This window comes from Aminobacterium sp. EBM-42, assembly GCF_001896635.1.
GTDB classification, from domain to species: Bacteria; Synergistota; Synergistia; order Synergistales; family Aminobacteriaceae; genus Aminobacterium; species Aminobacterium colombiense.
The window spans coordinates 24,913-46,220 of sequence record NZ_MPPC01000018.1 but is presented as its reverse complement, the minus strand read 5'-3'; the positions used below and the strand labels follow the sequence as shown (position 1 = coordinate 46,220).

Genomic DNA, 21,308 nt, shown 5'->3' with positions numbered 1-21,308 from the left:
GAAGAGAGCAACACCCGATCGTATAAAGGGATTTAACACAGAAGGGAGAATGACAATGAGACCCCAAAAAACAAAAGGAGCCTCATCAATTCGTAAGTGTCTCGCCGTCTTAGACTCTTTTACCTGGGACAATCCCCATCGGACACTGACTGAAATAGCGGAAGAGATCAACGCACCACTGCCGACGGCTTCCCGTATCACTGCAGTGCTTTGTGAGGAGGGTTTTCTAGATAAATGTGAGGGAAACCTATACCAGCTTGGCTGGAAATGTTATCGTATGGGAGCAATTTTCAAGGCCAGCGATCCTACAAAAAATGTAGCTCTTCCACATATGCGGAAATTGAGGGATACATTCAACGAGACGGTTAGTTTATACCAGCGCAAAGGCATATGGCGCATATGCTGTGAACAGGTATCAAGTACCTATCCTCTCAAACGCTTTGCAAATCCCGGCGACCGTTTTCCCCTCTGGGCGGGAGCGGCAGGACGCTGTTTTCTGGCTTACATGGCTCTTGAGGAAGTGGATGCTGTATTTGATGCCGCACCTGAAGAAGTGCGCCTCAAGCGGACAATTCTTATAGATAGGGCAACTAAGGTAAAAGACGATGGGTATGCAACCAGTATTGCGGAAAGGGAACCCGGCGTCTCTTCAGTTTCTTGTCCCATATTTAATTTCACGGGACTTCCCATAGCCTGCCTAACCATTTCAGGACCCAGCATCCGATTTACAGACGACGTTGTTCCTCGCATCATCCTTGCCCTCCTTCATGAAAGCCGTGAACTATCTATCGCCCTTGGAGCCCCTGAAGAACTAACCGTAGAAAGAAAGCCCACGAAATTTCCTCATTTACAGGACTAACGGAATAGCGTGCACATTTTCAAGACCTGGCACGAATTAAGAAGGGAGTGGCAGACAGTGGCTGAAACCTGGATCACAACCAAGGGTGGAGATTTTGGTGAGACAAGTCTCGGGAATGGTGATCGGGTTCCTAAAGATCACCTCAGGGTAGAAGTTTTTGGAACCATTGATGAGTGCCAGGCCCATGTAGGGATGGCAAGGGCTCTCTGCGAATACGAAGAAATTTGTGAAAATCTCTGTTGGCTTGAACAGCAATTGGGGCTGTTAATGGGTTACTTAGCTCTTTTCCCCGGCCTACCCTGCCCAAAAATTGAAGCTCTTGAAGCAATTATAGATAAAGTGGGAAATGTAACAGAAAGGAATTTTCGTTTTGTCCGGCCCGGCGATTCGAAAGCAGGAGCCGCATTACACGTAGCAAGAACTGTCGCTCGAAGGGCAGAACGTTTAGCGGTGAAACTTTTCCGCTCAAAAGAATTAAAGGAAGAAGGATATTCCTATATTAACCGGCTTTCTGATGTTATTTATGCTCTCTCTCTCTGGTACGATCATCTGGCGCGAACGCAGGAAGAAAAAAGCGAATGTCGCCAGTAACATGATTCGACGAGAAAGAGAAAAAGAGCACAAAGCTTTTCAATTAGTGTATAATGGGTGCAAAGTGCTTGGTTTAGAGGAGGATTGTGACTATGGACCAAAATACACTAACCCCAGCCACAAACCAGGGGTTGAGACAGATTGTTTATGAAAAGTTGAAAGACGCGATCGTAAATGGCGTTTTGAAACCAGGCTCTAAGCTTTCTGAGATAGAGCTTGCTGAACAGTTGGCTGTTTCCAGGACTCCGGTTCGAGAAGCTATTCGGCAATTGAGCCAAACTGGGCTTATCACCCTGACTCCTCGGAGAGGAGCTTTTGTCACTTTACCCTCTCTCAAGGATGCCTCTGATCTGTACGAACTGAGACAGGCACTAGAAATTATCGCCATAGAAAACGTATGCGAGAATCCTCCAATCAAGGATCTGAAGCTTTTTCGCGAAATTTTTTCTGCAATGTCCGGCCAAACATCCCACGAAGAATATCTGACTGAAGACCGCCGCTTTCACTGCTTCCTTTATGAGTGCAGCGGCAATAAGTATCTTCATAAAACACTCAACAACATTGTTGATTTGATCAATCTGTGCCGCCCCTACTCTATGCAATCCGACCCAACGATTATGGGTGTGTTCCTTAAAGGGCACCTCGCTATCATAGATGCCGTACTGCATGGCGACTGCAAGAAGGCTATAGCTGAAATGGGCAGCCATATCGAGGATACGAAACGAAGTCTTTTGGCTTTCCTGAGGCAACACCCTGGAGATTATACAAGCGTAGAAGAAGAATAAAGAATTGAAGGGGTCGTGGCTGGGATGCCCTCCGGCCTCTTCTTAGTTTTCCTGCTCTCTGGAAAAACGGCGCCAAAATCTCTTCAGGCGCTCATGAAAAGCTCTTTCCCTCCCCAAATTCCCTGGAAAATAAAAACGCTGGGGTGACGTGACATATTTTTGAGGAACCCAGTGTCGTGGGTCGTCATGAGGATAGATATACCCCGTTCCTCCAGGCTTAAGATGATTAGGAACTTCCTGCAGATTCCCCTTCTTAATTGATTGTGTTGCGTTGTCTATCGCCAGGTATGCGCTGTTGCTCTTTGGCGATGCCGCTAAATAAATGACAGCTTCAGAAAGAATGATCCTGGCTTCTGGAAGCCCTGTCATATCGGCAGCATATGATGCGGCAGCGGCAATCTGCAAAGCCTGGGGATCAGCAAGACCTACATCTTCCGCAGCAAAAATCATGAGGCGGCGGCAAATGAAGCGAATGTCTTCGCCCCCCTCAATAAGACGGGCAAGCCAGTAGAGAGCCGCATCAGGATCAGAACCCCGCATACTTTTGATAAGTGCTGAAATAATGGCATAATGATCGTCTGCCTTAGGATCAAAACGAATGGAAGCGGATGGAATAAGCCTGTCTACATGGGCCATGGTAAGTTCTGCGGCCCCTGAAGCGGCCACCGATGACGCTAAGAGTTCAAGGCGTGTTAAAGCCTGTCTGGCATCCCCGCCTGCCATCTTCGCCAAGACTGTGATAACATCTTCTGATACAGCAAGTTTGAGAGCCCCCAACCCTTTTTCTTCGTCTTTAAGTGCTTTATAAAGAATCTGTACCAAGTCTTCCTCCGCTAGAGGCTTAAGCTGAAAGACAACGAGACGGGAAAGAAGGGTTTTATTAATTTCGAACCAGGGGTTTTCTGTGGTAGTTCCAACGAGAATGATATCCCCCTTCTCTACTGAAGGAAGGAGGGCGTTTTGCTGGCTTTTATTGAAGTGGTAAATTTCATCTACAAAGGCGATTGCTGCCGATCCGCTTAGAATCTTGAGATTTTTAGCTTCTTCTACAAGATCTCGCAACTCTGAAACCTTGGCTGAAACTGCGTTAATTTCGAGCAGACTCCGTTCAGTTACCATGGCCATAAGCCGAACGAGAGTCGTTTTTCCAACCCCCGGCGGACCATACAGCACACAGCTTGGGACCTTGCCGCTTTGAAGAATTTGCCGCAAGGGAGTTCCCGGGGCAAGAAGATGATTTTGTCCTACGAAATCATCGAGAGAGGAAGGGCGCATCCGATCCGCTAGAGGTCTTTCCCACTGGGTTTGGGATATCATTTAATCTTTTCCTCCAATTCCCGTTCTATGGAATCCATACTCTCCGAAAGACGAATGCCCTCGCTTCCTTCCTTTACAGTTACGAGAGGGTAGCGCTGTTTAAGGGTTTTTTGGATCACCGACACCTGGTCTATGTCAAGAAAGGATGGCGCCAGCCCAGGCCAGATCCTCCATTGCTGAACGGAGAGCTTCACACTGGGAGTGCAAATAAGAGTTCCAACTCCAAGACGAGCTACTTCTTCGCAGTAATTGCAAATATCAGGTACATCATCGGGAATCTGAACCAAGAGTTTCCACGCTTTCTCCAGCCATCCCTTCCCTTTTTGCTTTTCGAGGGAGGAGTACTCCCAGGGAACGAGGGGAGCTGGGGAATTCAGGCTCTTTAAAAAATCATTCATGGTGGGATATATTGCATCAGCCCAATGCTGCCATTCCACCCGGGGACGCTCAACGAGCACAGCCCGCATTCCGGCCCGCCGCGCACCGATAAGGTCATAAACAAAGTCTCCCACCATAACACATTGTTCCGCAGGAACCCCTATCTCTTCAGCTGCAAGCCAGAGTGCCTCCGGATCAGGTTTCACAGGCCCATTGTCACGGCTAAAAACTTTTGGCGGAAGTGGAAAATCTATTCTCTCCGCAGCGCGGCGAATTGAATCCATGCAGTTCCTCGAAACTACTGCCCAGGGGATATTATGGTCGTTAAGCCACTTTACGAACTCTATGGATTTTTCAACAGGAACAGCCTGTTCAGCGCCATTCATTTCAAGGGAATAGATGTCTTGCCAAAGTTCCTTTTTTCTTTCTTCCGAGAGGGCTGTCATTCCTTCAATCAGGGGAGCTGGCTCGCCATTGAAGTATTTTGTGCGGATTCCTGAAAAATCAAGATTGGTGTCGGCGAGAACTCCATCCCAGTCGAGAATAAACCCCGCACTCTCTATAGGATGCCAAAAAGGAGTGTAGATTGTTTTCATAGTAAAGCCTCCTGATGTACATGATGACATCTAAAAAGAGGGACGCAAGACAATTCCTGCGCCCCTCTATGTCTCCCCGCAATGCCGTGTCATGGTCGTCTTGACCCGGTCCTAATTATTAAGGGTTTGTCGTGCCTTAGCTTCGGTGATGGTTACCCATCTCCTTTGCCGGCTCGAACTTCAACCCTCTTGAGATCGAGTGTTGGCTCAAGACTAAGTGCATGAACACGAACATCGCAGGGTTATTAACAACTTAGTCTTTCTATGCTTATTATAGCATATTTAAAGAGGCGTGCATGAGTGTCAACCTGTTGTAAACACTAATCTGAAGCCAGAAGTTTCTCCTTAAAGATGAAGAAATAGAATACGGCTATGAATAGAACTCCACCCACAATATTCCCTAAAGTTACAGGGATGAGGTTCTTTACAAGCCCTCCTAAATTCATCACCTGCAGCTGTGCATCAGAAAGCTGGGCTGCTTGCAGAAGGGACGGAACTCTTTTAAGAAGAAGCCCCATAGGTAAAAAGTACATGTTCGCAACGCAGTGTTCAAAACCAGAAGCCACAAAAGCCATTATGGGAAAGAAAATAGCCCATATCTTCCCTGTCACATCTGTAGAAGCCATGCTCAACCATACGGCAATAGTTACCAGCCAGTTGCAGAGGATTCCTCTGAAAAAGGCCTGACCGAAGGGCAGGCTCATTTTAGCTGCTGCAATATGAAGAGTCTTTACACCTATAGGTCCTTCCCATAATCCCGTGTTGTAAAGAAGAAAAACAACGATAAGTCCCCCCAAAAAATTAGCAAAATAGACCCAGGTCCAGGCTATGAAAATCTTTTTCATAGGGGTACACCCCACCAGAGCCCCAAGGGGCATCATGCAATTGCCCGTAAAAAGCTCAGCACCCCCAATGACTACAAGCATAAGGCCTACGGAAAAAACCGCTCCTGCCATAAACTTTGCTATACCACCTGGCAGATCATAGGTCACACAGGTCATAAGCCATCCGCCTAAAGAAATGTAGGCTCCCCCAAGAATACCAAGTAAAAGTATTTGTCTATGATTCCACGACGTCTTCGTCTGTGAGGCCGCACAGGCCATTTTCGCCATCTCCAAGGGCGACTTGTAATTCATATCCGATCACTCCCCCTAACGTGTACATCACTCGCAATGGTGCTTTAAAGTTTCAATGTTTTCCTCAAAGTAATCTTGAAGCCAGCAAGCTATTGCTGGATTTTGAACTTCTTTAATGTTCCCAAGAACTCTATTTAATTCAAAACTATCAAAAATGAATTTCTTCTCATTAAAGGAATGACAGTAAACAAGCTGAACATCAGGATGAGCAATAAGAAGGGAAATGAGCGATGCTGGCATATTCCCAAGCGGTGGACGGTCAATATGGTCATAGCGGAAACTTGCCCACACCCGAGTGCCCTTGCCAGGCGCAGACTCTATTTCAAACTCTCCATCGCATAACTCGGCAAGTTGTTTTAAAAAAGGTATTCCCAATCCTACTCTCCTTGTAGTTCGACTCGTATAAAAAGGGTCTGTTACAGCGAGCAATGTGTCCCCATCCATTCCTTTCCCGTTATCCTTTACCTCGAAATATAGCCACCCCCCCGCGCAGTCTTCTGTTATTCGTATATCCACCCATGTTGCTCCCGCATTAATGCTATTTTCTGCTATATCTAATACGTGTTGAGAAAAGTCTTCTAACACGGTGTCCCTCCTCGGTGTTTTTATTTAAGGGGAAGATAGATATTTGCCCTCAGCATTTCAAGAATGTTTGCATCAAAGGCTTCAGCGTCAAGACTGCTTAGGCTGTCACTCATTTCCTCAATGGCTTTTTCGGCCTTTTCGCAGAAAGACCTAATACCAAGAGAGTCCATGAGAACAGCAAAATTTTCTTCATCTTCTTCGAGGAACCGCCCAGTGAGCATCCCAAAAAGAATGGTAGCGGAGGCAAGCCAATTGGCAAGTTCCTGAGAAAGACTCCAAGCATCTTCAAAAAGAATAGAGAAATTGTAATCTTCTTCTTGCTGTTCATCAAGTGTTTCAAAATCAGGTTCCGGAATATAGCCTAAAATATAGAAAGGAATTTCAGGACCAACTTTGAAAGCATCCCATAAAGCTCGATAAGCCCCCTTATCCGGACCGGAAAGCATATATGCGGCAATAGCCATGGCATGCTGACGGGCCGCGGATATTTCTTCATCTCTTATGGCTCTCTCGAGAACCTCAGAAAACCGCTGAAGCTCAATAAGACAACGATACATAAGGGTTTTACCAAGAGTTACCCCTTCTTCATCGTATGAAATTATTTCTTCTGCAATCTCCAGTGCTTCTTCGGGCCGAGCTTCTGATAGCAGTGCAAACCCCAGTCGCTGCAATAAACCTATATAAATAATGCCCTCCTCTTCATCCATCAGTTCTTTGCGATTCACAAGATCGGCCTCTTCCACCATGTTGCGCATGGGTTCAAGGGCCTGCTTCAAAAGATCCAGCTTTTCATCAGAATACTCAGTAGTATCTGCAAGAAGGATAAGAGCCTCTGGATGCCCAGGATCTATTTCAAGAATCTGTCGGGCCAATTTAGAAATTGTTTCTATATCATCGCTTTGGTATGCTTGTTCAAGTAGCTTTTCTATTCGTTCCATTTCGGAATAAGACATATTGTTTCCTCCTAGCCTTATTAGTTATCTTGACAGTGTAAAGGAAAAAGTGGAGCCCCGTCAATTCTTTGGTTCTTGCGTGAATGAAAACAACACTCTAAGATAATAACGAGATGGTTTTGGGCGAAAGGAGAGATTCTATGATGACGCGACTAAGAAGAGGCCGTTGCCGCTTTTTTATTTTGGCAACACTGATAACCCTTATAAGCTTGGGATGGGGCTTTACCCAGGCTGCCTGGGCCAAAACCCCGGAAGAACGGATTGCCGGATCTGTAAAACTACTTCGAGAAATGCAAGAACAGTCCGATATAGGGACAATGGCAGATTTGCTGGAAAGAGCAAAAGGGGTGGCAATATTCCCCTCAGTCATTAAGGCGGGATTTGTCTTTGGCGGGAAATATGGTGAAGGTCTTGTACTCAAAAGAGATTCGGTGACGGGGAAATGGTATGGGCCAAGCTTTGTTACCATTGCAGGAGCTTCATGGGGATTGCAAATCGGAGCCGAGTCTATTGGATTGGTTCTTGTGATCACCAACGAAAGAGGTCTTGAAGGTTTTATGGGAAATAATGTGAAGCTCAGCGGAGACCTCGGGGTAGCAGCCGGGCCTCTGGGGCGTCGTGGAGAGCTTGGAACTGACATAAAGCTCAAAGCATCAATCTATAGCTACTCCATTACGAAGGGGCTTTTTGCTGGCATGTCTCTTGAAGGGGCAGCTATCAATGTGGACGATAACGCTAATACTGTCTATTGGGGAAAACCTACAACAGCTTCCCAGGCTCTTAAAAAGGGAGCGACGAGCAATAAGATCAAAACTCTTATCAATGAGCTGCAGAAAGTGATTAAGGAAGCGAAATAGCGCAAAAGAAATGCATAAGAATGGGAAGGGGTTAACCCCTTCCCATTCTTATGACATCCTGTTAGATAATGAGCTTCCGCCCGCCGCCTCGGCGCTCTTTTCCGCTTAATTGGTCAAGTTGCTGCAACACTTGAGGCGAAGCCACATCAATTTTAGGCTTTCTGGCTTCTTCCATAGCAGCTTCCTGCATCTTCTGTTCATACTCTTTTATCTGCTCTTTAAGTTTTTCTGCGTCTCCCTTGATCCAGAGCAAAATGCTCTCGGCTATGGCGTTCACAACCTCATCATCCGGTTCCTCTCTCGTAAGCCCCAGTTCTTTCAGCAAACGGTGTTCGTCACGAATGGATTCGACAACATCTTCATCAGTAATGAGCCCCTTTTTATATAGAACTCTGAAGATGATATTTAGACGGCTCTTAAGATTTTCTTCGTTCATGGCCATCCCATCCACACGAGCAAGCAAGGCGCTCAAAAGCTCATCAAGACTAATCTGCATCGGCATGTGTCGATCCTCCTCTCTTCTCGTAAAATTCAATTTTATATTCTAGCACATTTCAATATCTGGCTTGTAGGTTAAACATTGAAACGAATTTCTATCATGTCGCCATCCTGCACGAGGTATTCCTTTCCTTCAAGGCGCAGCACGCCCTTATCGCGGCAGGCGGGCATGGAATCTCCACAGGCTACAAAATCAGGGTAGTGTACAACCTGGGCTCGAATAAATCCTCTTGCCAAATCAGAGTGAATTGCCCCCGCAGCCTCTACAGCTGTAGCATCTTTTTTCAGCGTCCATGCCTTCACTTCATCTTTTCCCGTAGTAAAAAAGGAGATGAGTCCAAGCAGGCTATAGGCTTCCTGAATGAGACGTTCTCTGCCAGCCTCTTTGATGCCCAGGTCTGCCATGAATTCCCTCTGCTCATCCTCCGAGAGATCTGCCATCTCCATTTCCATCCGGCCAAAAACCTGCACAAGGCCTAGGCCTCGTTCTTTTGCAATAGACATTATTGCGTCAAGGCCTGGCACGTGCCCTTCAGTCTGGGTTTCGTCAAGATTGAGCACGATCATTTCAGGCTTCAGGGTCAGAAAAGCAAAGCCGCTCAATTTTCGCTGTTCATCTTCTGATAAACCAAGCTCTCTAAGAGGTTTTTCCTCCATAAGGAAGGCCTGGCAACGTTCAAGGAGCTTTTTTTCTTCCTCCTCTTCAGGAAGAAGACGTTTCTTTGCTGCTAAACGGGACAGCCTATTATCGATAACTCCGAGGTCTCGATAAATAAGTTCCATTTCCACTATATTCCAGTCCCGTGCTGGATCGATATTATCTTCCGGATGGGGAACTTCCGGGTTATCAAAAGTTCTGACCACATGGACAAGGGCATCTGACTCAGCCACAAAAGAAAGAAAAGCATTTCCCAGGCCGGCTCCTTTGCTGGCATCCCGGGAAAGTCCCGCCAAGTCAACAAACTCCACAGTAGCCGGCGTCTGTTTTTTCGGCTCAAAGATCGTAACGAGATGCTCAAATCTTGGGTCAGGAACTGAAACCATTGCTCGGTTGGGATCGGTTTTACCACTGGCATAGGGCTTTACTTCTGCTCCAGCTCTAGTTATAACATTGAAGACAGTGCTTTTGCCACAAAGGGGCAAACCCACTATACCGCATTTCAGCATGAGGGCATTCCTCCTGTTCATTCATTTATCCATTTATACATGGCGAACATGCATTATAATTGTATTATACGCTTCTGCTAATTAGAAAAAAGAAAAGGAGGTCTTTTCTTCTATGAAAAAGCTCTTGTCTCTATGCTTCGCCACCTTTGTCATCATGTTGACAAGCATATCACTCTTTGCTGCTGAAATGGTTATAGAGCATGTATATGTCTACCCGAGGGGAGCACAAATACGATTGAAGGCAAATGTAACTGGTGAAGGTAAAATTTTGCTTCCCAACACTTTCGATCTCGAAAGTATCAGTGTCATTCCTGAAGATGGCCTTTTATTAGAGAAGGTACAAATTGTGGTTTTGAATGATGCTCAGTGGCTCCCTCCCTCCCTTGTCCCCCTCCAGCTTCGCCTGGAAGACAAAAAAAGGGAGCTCTCGTCCCTAAAATCCCAAGCTGTCGCATTAAAACAATGGTCCGCACTAATAGAAAGCTCCACGCCCGCCGACCTTTCTGTTCATAATCTGGAATCCTATTTGCAGGCAGCGGAAGAATCCCGACAAAAGAAAGAGCAGGAAAGAGCCGCTGTAGAAAGCGACATCGAAAGAGTTGAACAGGAGATTACCGATATAAAGGGAGAAATTGAAGAGAAAAAACCTCAAACTCAGGGGAAGGTTATAGCTATAGAATATAAGACTCTGACAAGTGGCAGTCTTTTCATAGAAGGGTGGACACCCCATGCCCGCTGGGTTCCTGAATATAGTCTTTCTCTTTCCACCAATGAAGGAAGAGTGGAGGGGCAACTATTGGCTAAAGTGCGGCAGCATACCGGACTTATCTGGAATGGAATTATACAGCTCCATACGGCCCAGCCCGTCTCTTCTGTTGAAACCCCTGACATTCCTCCTTTGGTCGCAACCTTTACAGAGCCTCTCTATGGCTCTGGCGCTCAGCAAAATGGGCGAATGCTTAAAACTATGGCAGTAGAAGAAACAGCGATACCTTCTGCTGTAGAAGAAACAATTACAGACCGTTTCTTCACTACTAAGGGAAAGATATCGGGGGATAATATGCCTGTTACACTGCTGCTGCGTGATTTCACAATGCCTGCAACAGTTTCCATAGAGTGTATCCCTCTTCTTTCATCCCAGGCCTGGATAATGGCTTCTTCAGAAGCCATCGAAGATCCGCTCCTACCTGGAAAGGCCGACCTATTTATCGACGGAATGGGGTCAGGGAGAACTAGATTGCCAGCCTTGGCGCGAGGAGAGAAGCTTACTCTGGCCTTCGGCCAGACACCCTCTGTTACCGCTACACGGGAAGAAATTATCCCTAAAGAAGGAAGCAACTGGTTTGGCAAAGGAAAACTGGCTCAGGGTTATACCCTTAATATTACAAACGGTCTGCCCTTTGAAGCTGAGCTTATGATCAAAGACAGAATTCCTGTATCTGCCCATGAAAAAATAACAGTAGAAGTAGAGACCCTGGATCCCCAGCCTGCGGAAAAAGATGAGAAAAAGGGACTTCTTACGTGGAAAAAGAAATTTAAAGCAGGGGAACAATGGCAAATTTCAGTAGTCTATCGACTTTCTTTCCCCTCTGATAAAGAGATCTGGCTGAAATAAGTTTGAAAAGGGAGAGTGAATGATATATGAATGTTACTGTGGTCGTCGATGATTATTGCGGCACATCTAAACTGCTAGGAGAACATGGTCTCAGTATGTATATAGAAACTCCTAGGGGCTCTTTGCTTTTTGATACGGGGAGGGGGGCCTCCCTTTACCCAAACGCATCGGCCCTTGAGGTTCCTCTTGGCAATCTCAATGGAATCGTTCTTAGCCACGGTCATTTTGACCACACGTGGGGATTGCCTGAAATCTTGAGGCGTGAAGGAAATTTGCCCGTATGGGCTTCTCCATTTTTCGACCGCCAGCGATTTGCGCGGAAAGGAGAAGAACTGGAGATTGCCGGAAGCCTTTTTAGCAAAGACGACCTGAACTTTCGCCCTGTAAATGATAGAACTGAAATTATAGATGCCATATGGGCCATAACAATACCACTCTCAGAAAGAAATCCTGATTTTGTTCCAGTGGATCCCGATCTCGTAATAAAAGAGAACGGTGAGCTCAAAGCTGACCTTATGGAAGATGATCTTTCTCTTGTAGTTCGAGGTATTAATGGATATAGCGTCATTCTCGGATGCGCCCACGCTGGAACCGTGAATATCCTTGAACGGGCTGCCCTTCTTTTTAACACCCGTGAATTTTACAGTGTTACTGGGGGCATGCATTTTCGAAGTCAGGGAAGAGGATTCCTTCTTCGTTCAGCGAAGGAGCTTAAAGACAAATTTTCTGTACAGCATTGGAGACCTTGTCACTGTACCGGCTTCAGCGCTGCTTTTATCCTTGGAGAGCAGCTATCAAATGTTGAATGGGCCCATTCGGGCTCTTCTTTTGAAATATAGAAATCCACAATGTGAAAGGGCGGCTTTTATAGCAAAGGCCGCCCTTCATATTTTTCTTATACTTCTACCCCAACACCCAGCTGTACAAGCACTCCGTCAGCCAAGGCGTTCAGCAATTCTTCATTTTTATATTCCTCCATGCGGCCCTGATCTCCCAGATGGGACAGTTCAAGATCGAGGGGGAATTTGCCAAGCACCGGGAGAGAGAATTTCTCTTCAATCTCCTTCACATGACTGGGACCGAAGACTTCTATAGCCTTGCCGCAATCAGGACAGGTCACATAGCTCATATTTTCGACAGCACCAAGAAGAGGAACCTCCATCATTTTAGTCATGTTAAGGGCCTTTTCCACCACCATTACAGAGAGTTCCTGAGGTGACGTCACTACAAGAAATCCGTCCAAATCAATAGTTTGCATGACGGTAAGAGGAGCATCGGCCGTTCCCGGGGGCAGGTCTACGATGATAAAATCGGTTTTATCCCACGCCACATCTTCCCAGAACTGCTTAATCACGCTAGCAATAATAGGCCCCCGCCAAACTACAGGCTTCGTTGGATCATCAAGAAGAAGATTGACAGACATGACTTTTATATCGAAAATCGATGATGCCGGAGGGATAATTCCCTGAGGAGAACCATACGGCGAATCGGTGACACCCATAAGTTTAGGAACGGAAGGACCAGTTATATCGGCATCAAGAATTCCTACAGAAAACCCCTTTTTAGCTAGAGCCACCGCCAATAGGCAGGATATGGAGCTCTTACCCACTCCACCTTTGCCGCTGCCCACAGCAATAACTTTTCCAACGTCCTTTTTCTTTTTAGAGCATCCACTGCAACCTTCGCAGGAAGACTTTCCACAAGACATTTCGTTACATCCTTGCTCAGACATATATCGTTCCTCCCTGTCAACATCTCCATATAAAGAAATTTTTACCTTCTCTTTTATACGCCTAGCGATAGATAGCGTCAAGTAATATACACTCTTGTCGACTTTTCCGAATAGGTTTATAGCAAAAAATCCATCAGGAGGCGATCTTTAAGGAATTAGCGCTGGGTTCCTGTTCTGGAGGTAATGGCAGTTTTCTTGGCGCAGCAGCTAACCTTGTAGTAGGATTTTATGCGGTGTGTACCTTGTCATTCGAACTCGAACACGTCTATAAGGAAACGATATCCCCCTCTGGACTATAAAGAGGAGGAACGACCATCACCTTTTCGGGGCGCACCCCTTTCTCCTGTATGGCGTTCAAGGACAGGCGCCCCGCAATGGCTCCCAGCTCGAAGGCCGGCCAGTCAAGGCAATAACTTTTCAGAAGTCTAGCCACATTGGGGTATCCGCACAGGACCACATTCTCTCCCCCCCCCGATATGGGGATATCATGGGATGAATCGACCACATACAGCGGGGGCAAGGTTTTGAGGGAGGGCCCTTTTAGAAAGGAGGCAATATCCCTGAAGAAAGGTGCCGACCCACTTCTAACCTCACAGACTCTCCCCTTCGCTATTTTTTGAAGTTTCTGAGCCCCCCTTTCCACATCGATCAACACAGAAAAACCTCGTGGGTTCTCCGAACCCACCGCTACCAATGGCCCGTCAAAGGAAAGGTCTGGTACGGCGCCAGCTATCCAGATAATGCCATCCACATTACGAGAAAGGAGATCCCTGGCCACAACATTTTTCTGGGAAGGGCCCTGTCCCGAACATTTGACAAGCAAACTGTAGCTCTGCTTCGACGCGACACGGTCAAGGCCTGACAAAAAGCTTCCTACCCATGGCTGTGAGAGGTCTACAAAGACTACCCCCAAAAGACCTGTCCTATTGCTCGATAATCCCCTTGCCACAGCATCAGGCTGATATCCAAGAGCTTTGGCCGCTTTCCAAACCCTTTCTCTCGTAGATGCTGATATCCTTGAGTCTCCCTTGAGCGCCCTGCTAACTGTCGCTTTATTAACATTAGCCAGTTTAGCTACATCTTCCATCTTAACTTTCACCGCTGGCACCTCGTTTTGTTGAATCTGTCCATTCAATCAGTGTTCGTAACATCCACCGCCAATAAACTCTCTTAATATGGAATTGGACGGAACATTTTCAGAAGGTAGGGGGGGCACAAACTTTAACATGGAAAGAAGCCGCCTTGCCTCCCCATGCATAGATGAAGATTCTGGAACAGTCTGCAAGAGAGGCTGCGCATACCCCCTCAAGACCGCTAGCTCATAGGGCAAAGAGGAATTAAACATGGCAACAGCGCTGCTCTGGTAGGGGAAAATATACTCTCTTGCCCCTTTAATGACCGATGGCCAAAGATCGAGGGTCCGCTCAGCCGAATGTCCTCTTGTTCTATAATCCCTGATCATCCGTCGCAACAACCTATTGTCCGTAGTACTTGTCCGATTGTGTTCGTCAAGATTGATACCCGTCAAAGGGGACACGAAAATACCAAATTTCATCTCTTCTGGAACAACTGCCGTTACCTTTTCATTTAAACCATGGATACCTTCAATAATAAGGACATCGTGTTTGTTGAGGCGAAGAGTTGCTCCAGGAAATTTTTTGCCTTTAATAAAATCAAACTCTGGAACTCTAACCTCTTCCCCCTTAAGAAGCTTGGCAAGCTGGCTTTCTAGAAGGTCGAGATCTATTGCCTCTAAAACTTCAAAATCATAATTCCCCTGTTCGTCAAGAGGCGTTTTCTCCCTATCCACGAAATAGTTATCAAGAGAGATCACTGTGGGATTTAAACCACAGACCTGAAGCTGGATCTTTAGCCGTTTCGCTGTTGTTGTCTTCCCTGATCCGGAAGGACCTGCAATAACTATGACTTTTGTTTTTTCCCGCAGTGCTACGTCTTCCGCAATACGGCTGAGGCGTTGAGAATGAAAGGCTTCTGAAATAAGAACCAGTTCAAGCCCCTTTCCCTGGGCTATTTTTGCGTGAAAACTATCCATGGTCTTAAGGCCTAAAATTTCCAGCCATTTAGCGTAGTCAAGAAAGACCCCGGAAAGTTTTTTCGATGCCCTGAAGGGCGGAAGCCGGTCTGGGTAGGAAACAGTAGGAAACTGCAGAACCATTCCAGGGGGGAAATACTTCAGTTCAAAAACACGAAGATATCCTGTTGAAGGGGCCAGAGGAGCGTAATAAAAACCATAGTTGTCTTCGCAACGATAAAGCTCTACAGGATCCTCAGCCGCCCACATAAAGAGTCTGGCGCTTTCAGGATTGCCCTGACGCTCAAAAATACGCCGGGCCTTATCAAGAGGAACAACCTCGCGGGTAATGGGAACATCTCGGTTGACCAGATCCCTGAGAGCCTTGTTTATACGAAGAACTTCTTCCTCCGTTAAATCCCTATCTGGAAGCTCCCAATAATATCCGTCACTAATGGAATGTTTAATGGTCACATTTTTTCCCAATGCCCGCTGGGCTGCCAATACAAGCGAAAAACTCAGAGAACGACGATATACTTCCATCCCCTCAAAGGAAGAGGTGTCTACAAATTCCACTTCCGAGTCTTCATCTACAACCCAGCCCAAAGGGCGAAGATAACTGTTGACACGCCAGGCAACTATATGGGATCCTCCATCAATATCAGCTTTAGAGAGAACATCTTTCCCACTCATGGCACTAGAACACTCGCACGTATGGTAGTTACGAATATTGATCTGGAAAGACATTTTTCTCCTCCTTTCGGGCAATTTCGTTATTGCTCTATAATCTTTACTTTTCTATCTGGTATGATTTACTTTACTACAAGAAGGCAAATCCGTCTTGAATTGTTTGTGGAGGGCGATTGATATGACTGGGAAAAAAACCACGAAGAACAGGTCTGTTAAAATATATGAACACGTAGCTGAAGAAATAAAAGAGCTTATTACCCGGGGAGAAATATCCCAGGGAGATCCTCTTCCCCCTGAAAGACAACTTATAGAAGACCTTAACGTGAGTCGAAGTTCTCTGAGGGAAGCTTTTCGCATCCTGGAGCTAGTAGGGCTTATAGAAAGCATCCCGGGGAAAGGACGTTTTGTCCGCAAGTCCCGTTTTGATACCCAGAATATGAGAATGCCACTGCAGGACGAAGCCATTCTAGAACTGGTAGAAGCCCGCATGATTCTAGAACCTGCCATCGTGTCAGAAGCCGTTAAACATGCCACCCCCACAGATCTGACCCGCATACGGAAGATACTGACCCTTACAAGCAAAGATGTAGAGTCCCTTGAACATCGCGCTCAGTGCGATTATGACTTTCATTTGCTTCTCGCCGAAGCTACTCATAATTTCGTTTTCGTCAACATTGTAAAAATGACCTTTAATCTAATTATGGAAACCCATGAGAGGATCTATTCTCTTCTTGATGACAAGGAGATCTTTCTTAAAGAACATAAAGAGATTTATCAATGCATATTGGCAAGGGACATAAAAAAGGCTCAGCGTTTCATGACCAACCATGTAGCCAGAGTATATAAAACACTCCTTGATGGCATTGCCTTGGGAGAGGAAGGGAGACTTCTTCATAATGAAGAAACCTCAAAGCGTTAAGAATTACATTCTGGCTTCTCTCTCTGTAGTTATAATTGCTCTTATCGCTGCTCTATCTTTTCATAAAATGGTACTGAAATCGTGGAATACAGAGGATTCGGTTATTGTCAGTATAGACCGTGTGGGAAAGGTTCGAGGTACTGAAACGCCTCTGCCCTTTAACAATTCCACGGCTGAACGCGAAAAAGCTTCGCCGGAAACAGAAGAATCTCCATGGGAAACAGAATACATTGATATTACTGTGACCTTTCTCAATGGAGAGAAAAAAGGGGAATCAGAAGATATCCTTATTACGCAACTGTCAACATCATCATTGAAGTTGACCGAGGGGCGCAGATATCTTCTTGTCTGCGACCGCTTCGAAGATGGTACCCTCCAGTACTCTATAAGCGATCGGTATAGAATCCCCTGGGTCATCGCTTTTCTGATCTTAGCGTCAGGGGGGCTCATTGCTTCTGCCGGGAAGGCCGGCTTCAGGGCCCTGGCCGGGCTTCTTCTTTCCCTGGCTGTACTGTTGGGATGGTATGTACCAGCTCTTGCCAAGGGGGTGGCGCCAATACCCTTTGCCATCCTTACAATAGGCGCCGTTTCTATTATTACCGTTCTTCTTGTGGTTAGACGCCCGGCGTTCTGGATCGTTGCCTTTTTGGGGGCCCTTGGTGGAGCCATTGCCGCGTCCACGGTAGGCTGGATTATAGTTAAGACATGGCAATTGACTGGATTGGCAAGCGACAGCGCCAGCCTTCTAGCTTCCACTATTCCCAACCTTTCTATGGAAGGCTTGCTTCTTGCGGCTGTCATGATCGGTGCTATCGGGGCCGTACTCGATGTAGCTGTTTCAGTTACATCAACTCTAGCCGAACTTTTTTCATACGACTCCCACATAGAAAGCCATCGCCTCTGGCAAGCTGGCATTGGAGTTGGCCGAGAAGTTTTAGGAAGCATGATCAACACCCTGATCCTGGCCTACCTAGGAAGCTCTCTTCCTTTCACCATCCTTATTTCTTACGCAGGGATCGATGCCATGGCCCTTCTTAACGACCCTTATATTGCGCAGGAACTGTTAAGAAGCGTTGCGGGAACTATCGGACTTCTCCTTACGATCCCCATCACTACCGGAGTTTGTGTCTGGTGGCTGGATTTCAGGTTGCGCTCTAAAAAGAGCGCCGGATAAAAAGACTGATCAGGAGAGACCCAATACTGTCGCCCACAAAGGAATTGTAACAATTGAACATAAAGTTGACGCGGCAATGGACTCTGCCGTGTATGCCGGATCCATCCCCATGCCTTTAGCCACAATATAAGAGTTTACGGCAATAGGCATGGAAGACACAAGCACTGTTGTCTGAAAAAGAATGGGATCAACTGGCCAGAGGAGCAAAAAAAGCCACACAATTGAAGGGAAAATAACAAGCTTGAACAAAAGAGTTTCCCACGTTTCTTTAAGAGACGCCCCTACCCTCGTAAGGTTAAGGGATGCCCCAAGGGCGAGGAGTGCAAGACCATTGCCTACATTCCCTAAGGCCTTAAGAGCTTCGTCGATCCATCTGGGCATGGGGCCCGTTCCTGCAAGGGCAAAGATAATTCCTGCGATACAGGCCATTATAAGGGGGTTGGTAAATATTTTTTTAAACGCATCTTTTAATGCACTGATACGAAAGCTTCCAGAGAGGACGATCTGCCCCCATGCTATGGAAATGAGCTGGTAGCCAGCCATCACCACGGCAAGGTAGAGGGAGAGGGCCTGAAGACCGGCTTCCCCCAAAGCGACAGAAACAGCGGGGACGCCCATAAAGATATTGTTGGAACGAATGGACACCATGGTCAGAACAGCAAGACGTTCCTTTTTCAGTCCCACAAACCGGCCGAAGATCAACGCCATCGGAGGTGCAATCATAAGTGAAACATAAACGGCCTTAACAAAATTCCCTCCAGAGAGAATTCCTACGTCTGCATTGTAAGTTACTCTAAAAAGGAGGGCTGGGAGAGCTACCCAATACAAAATAAAATTCATTCCAGCAAAAGCTTCTTCCCTTACAAGACCTTTATTTCTGATGAACCATCCAATGCCGACGATAATGACAATAGGAAGAACAATGAAAAAGCTTCCCACGAAAAACCACACTCCCCTCAGTTCAAATGGTATTATACAATCTACGTAGGCAAAAAGGTCATAGAAATATAATATTAAGCAAAAAATAATCAGGGAAGGTGATGAGACCTGATGCAAGTACCAAAACATATTTTTAGAGAATATGACATTCGCGGAATAGCCGACACCGAACTCACTGAAAAAACAGTTACCGCTATCGGCAAGGCATACGGGACATTCCTTTACAGAGAGGGAATTACGTCGATTACCGTAGGAGGGGACGTAAGGCTCTCTACAGACCGAATCAAAAAAAATGTCATCGATGGCGTAACGTGGGCAGGAATTCATGTTACGGATATTGGGGTTGCCACCTCTCCCCTTCTTTATTGGAGTCAGTTCCGCTTCAATTTTGATGGGGGTATTATGGTAACGGGCAGCCATAACCCCAAAGATATGAACGGCTTAAAATTGGCTTATGGCAAGAGCACCATGTACGGAGAGCAAATACAACTAATCCTCTCAATGATAGAGAAGGATGACTTCGAAAAAGGCCCTGCTCCAGGGACAATAAAAAAAGCAAATATCTGGGAAGAATATATTGCCATGCTTCTCTCAAAGATAAAACTGGGACCCAGAAAACTAAAAGTGGCAGCAGATGCTGGCAATGGAACCGCTGGCCTTTATATTCAAACCTTCCTTGAAAAACTGGGATGTGAAGTCGTTCCCCTTTTCTGTGAACCTGACGGGACATTTCCAAACCATCATCCAGATCCCCTTAAAAGAGAAAATCTCACCTTTCTAATAGAAAAAGTGAGGCAGGAAAAAGCAGATCTGGGGATCGCTTTTGATGGAGACGCCGATCGTATTGGCGTAGTAGATGAAAAAGGAACAGTCATATGGGGAGACACCCTCATGGGACTCTATTGGCGTGAGATTCTCCCTAAATATCCTGGGGCCGTGGCAATTATCGAAGTCAAGTGTTCACAGGCCCTTGAAGATGAGATTTTGAGACTTGGTGGGAAACCGCTTTATTACAAGGCAGGACACTCTCTTATTAAAGCAAAGATGAAAGAAGTGGATGCCCTCTTTGCAGGAGAACTTTCTGGCCATATGTTCTTTGCTGATGAGTTTTACGGCTTTGATGATTCTTTCTATGCTGCGGGACGACTTCTCAGAATTCTCTCTAACGACGCGCGGTCTCTTTCAGAAATGCTCGTTGACTATCCTGTCTACTACAGCACTGCTGAAATACGGGTAGACTGCCCCGATGAAAAGAAATTTCAGGTTATCGAAAAAATAAAGGAAGAAGCCCTCAAGGATCACGATGCCATTACCATTGATGGTGTGAGGATTCTCTATGACCGGCGTGGATGGGGGCTTGTGAGGGCGTCAAACACTCAGCCGGTGCTTGTTACTCGATGCGAGGGGAAAACTCAAGAGGATCTGGACCATATTACAAGAGATATGAAACAGCGAATGTTAGACGTTGGGATTCCCGATTTTGAGTGGACATACTAATATATGCCAAGGAGCCCTGTTGCGGGGCTCCTTTTCAATGCTTTTTCTGCCATAGAAGGTTGCCTTTTTCTACAAAAGGTACAATCAGTCCCTTTTTCTCCAGAAAGGTTAGATAGGCTGAAAGGGAACTGGAGTTAAGGACATACTGTACGGGATTCATTTCCAGATCCCATTTTTGCACCAGCAAGGCGAGGATTTCTTCACGGCTACGGGGAACAGAACACAAGTCATGAACAGCGTGACTTAAAGCCTCGATTCCCTTCCTATTTTCATTTACGAGAGGACGAATATCTTCAACTGGCTCCGCATGACAGGGAACAAACCATGCAGCTTCAAGTTTTTCCAACATATCTAATGTAGCGAGAGTTGCCTCCACATCAAAAGCAACCATAAAACGATATTTTTCTATGACTTCTTTTGCAAAGAGGCTGTCCGCAATATAACAAACCCCATCTGCCGAAAGAAAACCAATCATATTGATAAAGTGGCCAGGAAGGGCTAATACCGTTAAGTCCGTATCAGGCACTCTTTCACCAGGAGATAATATTTGCGTTACAAGAGAAGGGGCTGCCTGAAGAAACTTTCCGGTCAGGGCACGAAAAGGAGCGGCTCCCCACAAGAGCATCGGCTCCAAAAATGGATTTTGAATTACAGTATCTTCTATTGAACTTGCCCAAATGGGACATGCCGTTTTTTTCTGCAAATAGGCGTTTCCTCCAACGTGATCAGCGTTGGAGTGAGTATTGAGAATCCCTCTGAGTTTCAGATTATTTTCCTGTATCAGTCTGAAAAGCCGCCGCCCTGACGTTTCATCACCTCCACTATCGATAAGAAAACAACCATCTTTCCCATCTTTCCAGAGGCCGACATTGACTCGTCCAGGAATATAGCAGCTTTGTCCTTTCAATATTTTTATTTCCATGGCATTTATCCCCTTTACAAAAAACTTTTTGAACTTTGCATTTCCTTTTTTCCATGCTAAAATGAC

At 46.1% G+C, this 21,308-nt stretch carries 21 protein-coding genes; 9 read left to right on the top strand and 12 right to left on the bottom strand.

The window, feature by feature from the left end; genetic code table 11:
- The first annotated feature begins 55 nt into the window (after window positions 1-55).
- The 3 genes from BUC50_RS05625 to BUC50_RS05615 all read left to right on the top strand — a co-directional run bounded on the left by BUC50_RS05625 (window position 56) and on the right by BUC50_RS05615 (window position 2,235).
- Window positions 56-859 (top strand): IclR family transcriptional regulator, encoded by an 804-nt coding sequence (locus tag BUC50_RS05625; protein ID WP_013047846.1) that lies wholly within the window; start codon window positions 56-58, stop codon window positions 857-859.
- 57 nt (window positions 860-916) lie between these two features.
- Complete coding sequence (locus BUC50_RS05620; protein WP_013047845.1) at window positions 917-1,450, top strand: cob(I)yrinic acid a,c-diamide adenosyltransferase; 534 nt, start codon at window positions 917-919, stop codon at window positions 1,448-1,450.
- 92 nt (window positions 1,451-1,542) lie between these two features.
- On the top strand, window positions 1,543-2,235 hold the full coding sequence (locus BUC50_RS05615) for a GntR family transcriptional regulator (protein WP_013047844.1): 693 nt from the start codon (window positions 1,543-1,545) through the stop codon (window positions 2,233-2,235).
- Window positions 2,236-2,277: 42 nt separating this feature from the next.
- Here the strand turns inward: BUC50_RS05615 and BUC50_RS05610 are convergent, their stop codons facing one another.
- From BUC50_RS05610 to BUC50_RS05590, 5 genes are all read right to left on the bottom strand, one after another.
- Window positions 2,278-3,552: a replication-associated recombination protein A gene (locus BUC50_RS05610; protein WP_013047843.1), complete on the bottom strand. Its 1,275-nt coding sequence runs from the start codon at window positions 3,550-3,552 to the stop codon at window positions 2,278-2,280.
- Window positions 3,549-4,526 carry an HAD family hydrolase gene (locus BUC50_RS05605; protein WP_013047842.1) on the bottom strand — a complete coding sequence of 326 codons (978 nt, stop codon included), beginning with the start codon at window positions 4,524-4,526 and terminating at the stop codon, window positions 3,549-3,551. The genes BUC50_RS05610 and BUC50_RS05605 overlap by 4 nt, the downstream gene beginning before the upstream one ends.
- A gap of 320 nt (window positions 4,527-4,846) precedes the next feature.
- Complete coding sequence (locus tag BUC50_RS05600; RefSeq protein WP_013047841.1) at window positions 4,847-5,662, bottom strand: formate/nitrite transporter family protein; 816 nt, start codon at window positions 5,660-5,662, stop codon at window positions 4,847-4,849.
- 27 nt (window positions 5,663-5,689) lie between these two features.
- A complete protein-coding gene (locus BUC50_RS05595; protein ID WP_013047840.1) occupies window positions 5,690-6,247 on the bottom strand; it encodes an ATP-binding protein in 558 nt (185 codons plus the stop codon).
- A gap of 20 nt (window positions 6,248-6,267) precedes the next feature.
- A complete protein-coding gene (locus BUC50_RS05590) occupies window positions 6,268-7,200 on the bottom strand; it encodes a hypothetical protein (RefSeq protein WP_013047839.1) in 933 nt (310 codons plus the stop codon).
- A gap of 140 nt (window positions 7,201-7,340) precedes the next feature.
- Between BUC50_RS05590 and BUC50_RS05585 the strand changes: the two genes are divergently transcribed.
- Window positions 7,341-8,057: a lipid-binding SYLF domain-containing protein gene (locus tag BUC50_RS05585; protein WP_273312063.1), complete on the top strand. Its 717-nt coding sequence runs from the start codon at window positions 7,341-7,343 to the stop codon at window positions 8,055-8,057.
- 61 nt (window positions 8,058-8,118) lie between these two features.
- Here the strand turns inward: BUC50_RS05585 and BUC50_RS05580 are convergent, their stop codons facing one another.
- Together BUC50_RS05580 and ychF are read right to left on the bottom strand one after the other, a co-directional pair.
- Window positions 8,119-8,559, bottom strand: a complete 441-nt coding sequence (locus tag BUC50_RS05580) for a hypothetical protein (RefSeq protein WP_013047837.1) — start codon at window positions 8,557-8,559, stop codon at window positions 8,119-8,121.
- Between the two features lie 71 nt (window positions 8,560-8,630).
- Window positions 8,631-9,722, bottom strand: coding sequence for a redox-regulated ATPase YchF (gene ychF / locus BUC50_RS05575; protein WP_013047836.1), 1,092 nt, complete (start codon window positions 9,720-9,722; stop codon window positions 8,631-8,633).
- Between the two features lie 112 nt (window positions 9,723-9,834).
- On the opposite strand from ychF, the gene BUC50_RS05570 reads away from it, so the two are divergent.
- Both BUC50_RS05570 and BUC50_RS05565 read left to right on the top strand, forming a co-directional pair.
- Window positions 9,835-11,337, top strand: coding sequence for a mucoidy inhibitor MuiA family protein (locus BUC50_RS05570; protein ID WP_273015608.1), 1,503 nt, complete (start codon window positions 9,835-9,837; stop codon window positions 11,335-11,337).
- Window positions 11,338-11,363: 26 nt separating this feature from the next.
- Entirely contained in the window at window positions 11,364-12,176 is an 813-nt protein-coding gene (locus BUC50_RS05565) for an MBL fold metallo-hydrolase (protein ID WP_013047834.1), read from the top strand.
- A gap of 56 nt (window positions 12,177-12,232) precedes the next feature.
- Here BUC50_RS05565 and BUC50_RS05560 read toward each other — a convergent pair whose 3' ends face one another.
- The 3 genes from BUC50_RS05560 to BUC50_RS05550 form a co-directional block, all read right to left on the bottom strand.
- The gene (locus BUC50_RS05560; protein WP_013047833.1) at window positions 12,233-13,069 is read right to left on the bottom strand and encodes an Mrp/NBP35 family ATP-binding protein; all 837 of its coding nucleotides are present in this window, start codon (window positions 13,067-13,069) and stop codon (window positions 12,233-12,235) included.
- A 265-nt stretch (window positions 13,070-13,334) separates the two neighbouring features.
- Window positions 13,335-14,168, bottom strand: a complete 834-nt coding sequence (locus tag BUC50_RS05555; RefSeq protein ID WP_013047832.1) for a LacI family DNA-binding transcriptional regulator — start codon at window positions 14,166-14,168, stop codon at window positions 13,335-13,337.
- Window positions 14,169-14,204: 36 nt separating this feature from the next.
- Window positions 14,205-15,848 (bottom strand): nucleoside kinase, encoded by a 1,644-nt coding sequence (locus tag BUC50_RS05550; protein WP_013047831.1) that lies wholly within the window; start codon window positions 15,846-15,848, stop codon window positions 14,205-14,207.
- A gap of 121 nt (window positions 15,849-15,969) precedes the next feature.
- Here BUC50_RS05550 and BUC50_RS05545 point away from each other — a divergent pair, with 121 nt between their 5' ends.
- Window positions 15,970-16,710 carry a FadR/GntR family transcriptional regulator gene (locus BUC50_RS05545; RefSeq protein ID WP_013047830.1) on the top strand — a complete coding sequence of 247 codons (741 nt, stop codon included), beginning with the start codon at window positions 15,970-15,972 and terminating at the stop codon, window positions 16,708-16,710.
- Window positions 16,688-17,884, top strand: a complete 1,197-nt coding sequence (locus tag BUC50_RS05540) for a YibE/F family protein (RefSeq protein ID WP_013047829.1) — start codon at window positions 16,688-16,690, stop codon at window positions 17,882-17,884. The genes BUC50_RS05545 and BUC50_RS05540 overlap by 23 nt, the downstream gene beginning before the upstream one ends.
- A 9-nt stretch (window positions 17,885-17,893) precedes the next feature.
- Here the strand turns inward: BUC50_RS05540 and BUC50_RS05535 are convergent, their stop codons facing one another.
- Complete coding sequence (locus tag BUC50_RS05535) at window positions 17,894-18,823, bottom strand: AEC family transporter (RefSeq protein WP_013047828.1); 930 nt, start codon at window positions 18,821-18,823, stop codon at window positions 17,894-17,896.
- A 111-nt stretch (window positions 18,824-18,934) separates the two neighbouring features.
- On the opposite strand from BUC50_RS05535, the gene BUC50_RS05530 reads away from it, so the two are divergent.
- Window positions 18,935-20,320: a phosphomannomutase/phosphoglucomutase gene (locus BUC50_RS05530; RefSeq protein WP_013047827.1), complete on the top strand. Its 1,386-nt coding sequence runs from the start codon at window positions 18,935-18,937 to the stop codon at window positions 20,318-20,320.
- A gap of 34 nt (window positions 20,321-20,354) precedes the next feature.
- Here the strand turns inward: BUC50_RS05530 and BUC50_RS05525 are convergent, their stop codons facing one another.
- Window positions 20,355-21,242 carry an MBL fold metallo-hydrolase gene (locus tag BUC50_RS05525; RefSeq protein WP_013047826.1) on the bottom strand — a complete coding sequence of 296 codons (888 nt, stop codon included), beginning with the start codon at window positions 21,240-21,242 and terminating at the stop codon, window positions 20,355-20,357.
- Window positions 21,243-21,308: the final 66 nt, after the last annotated feature.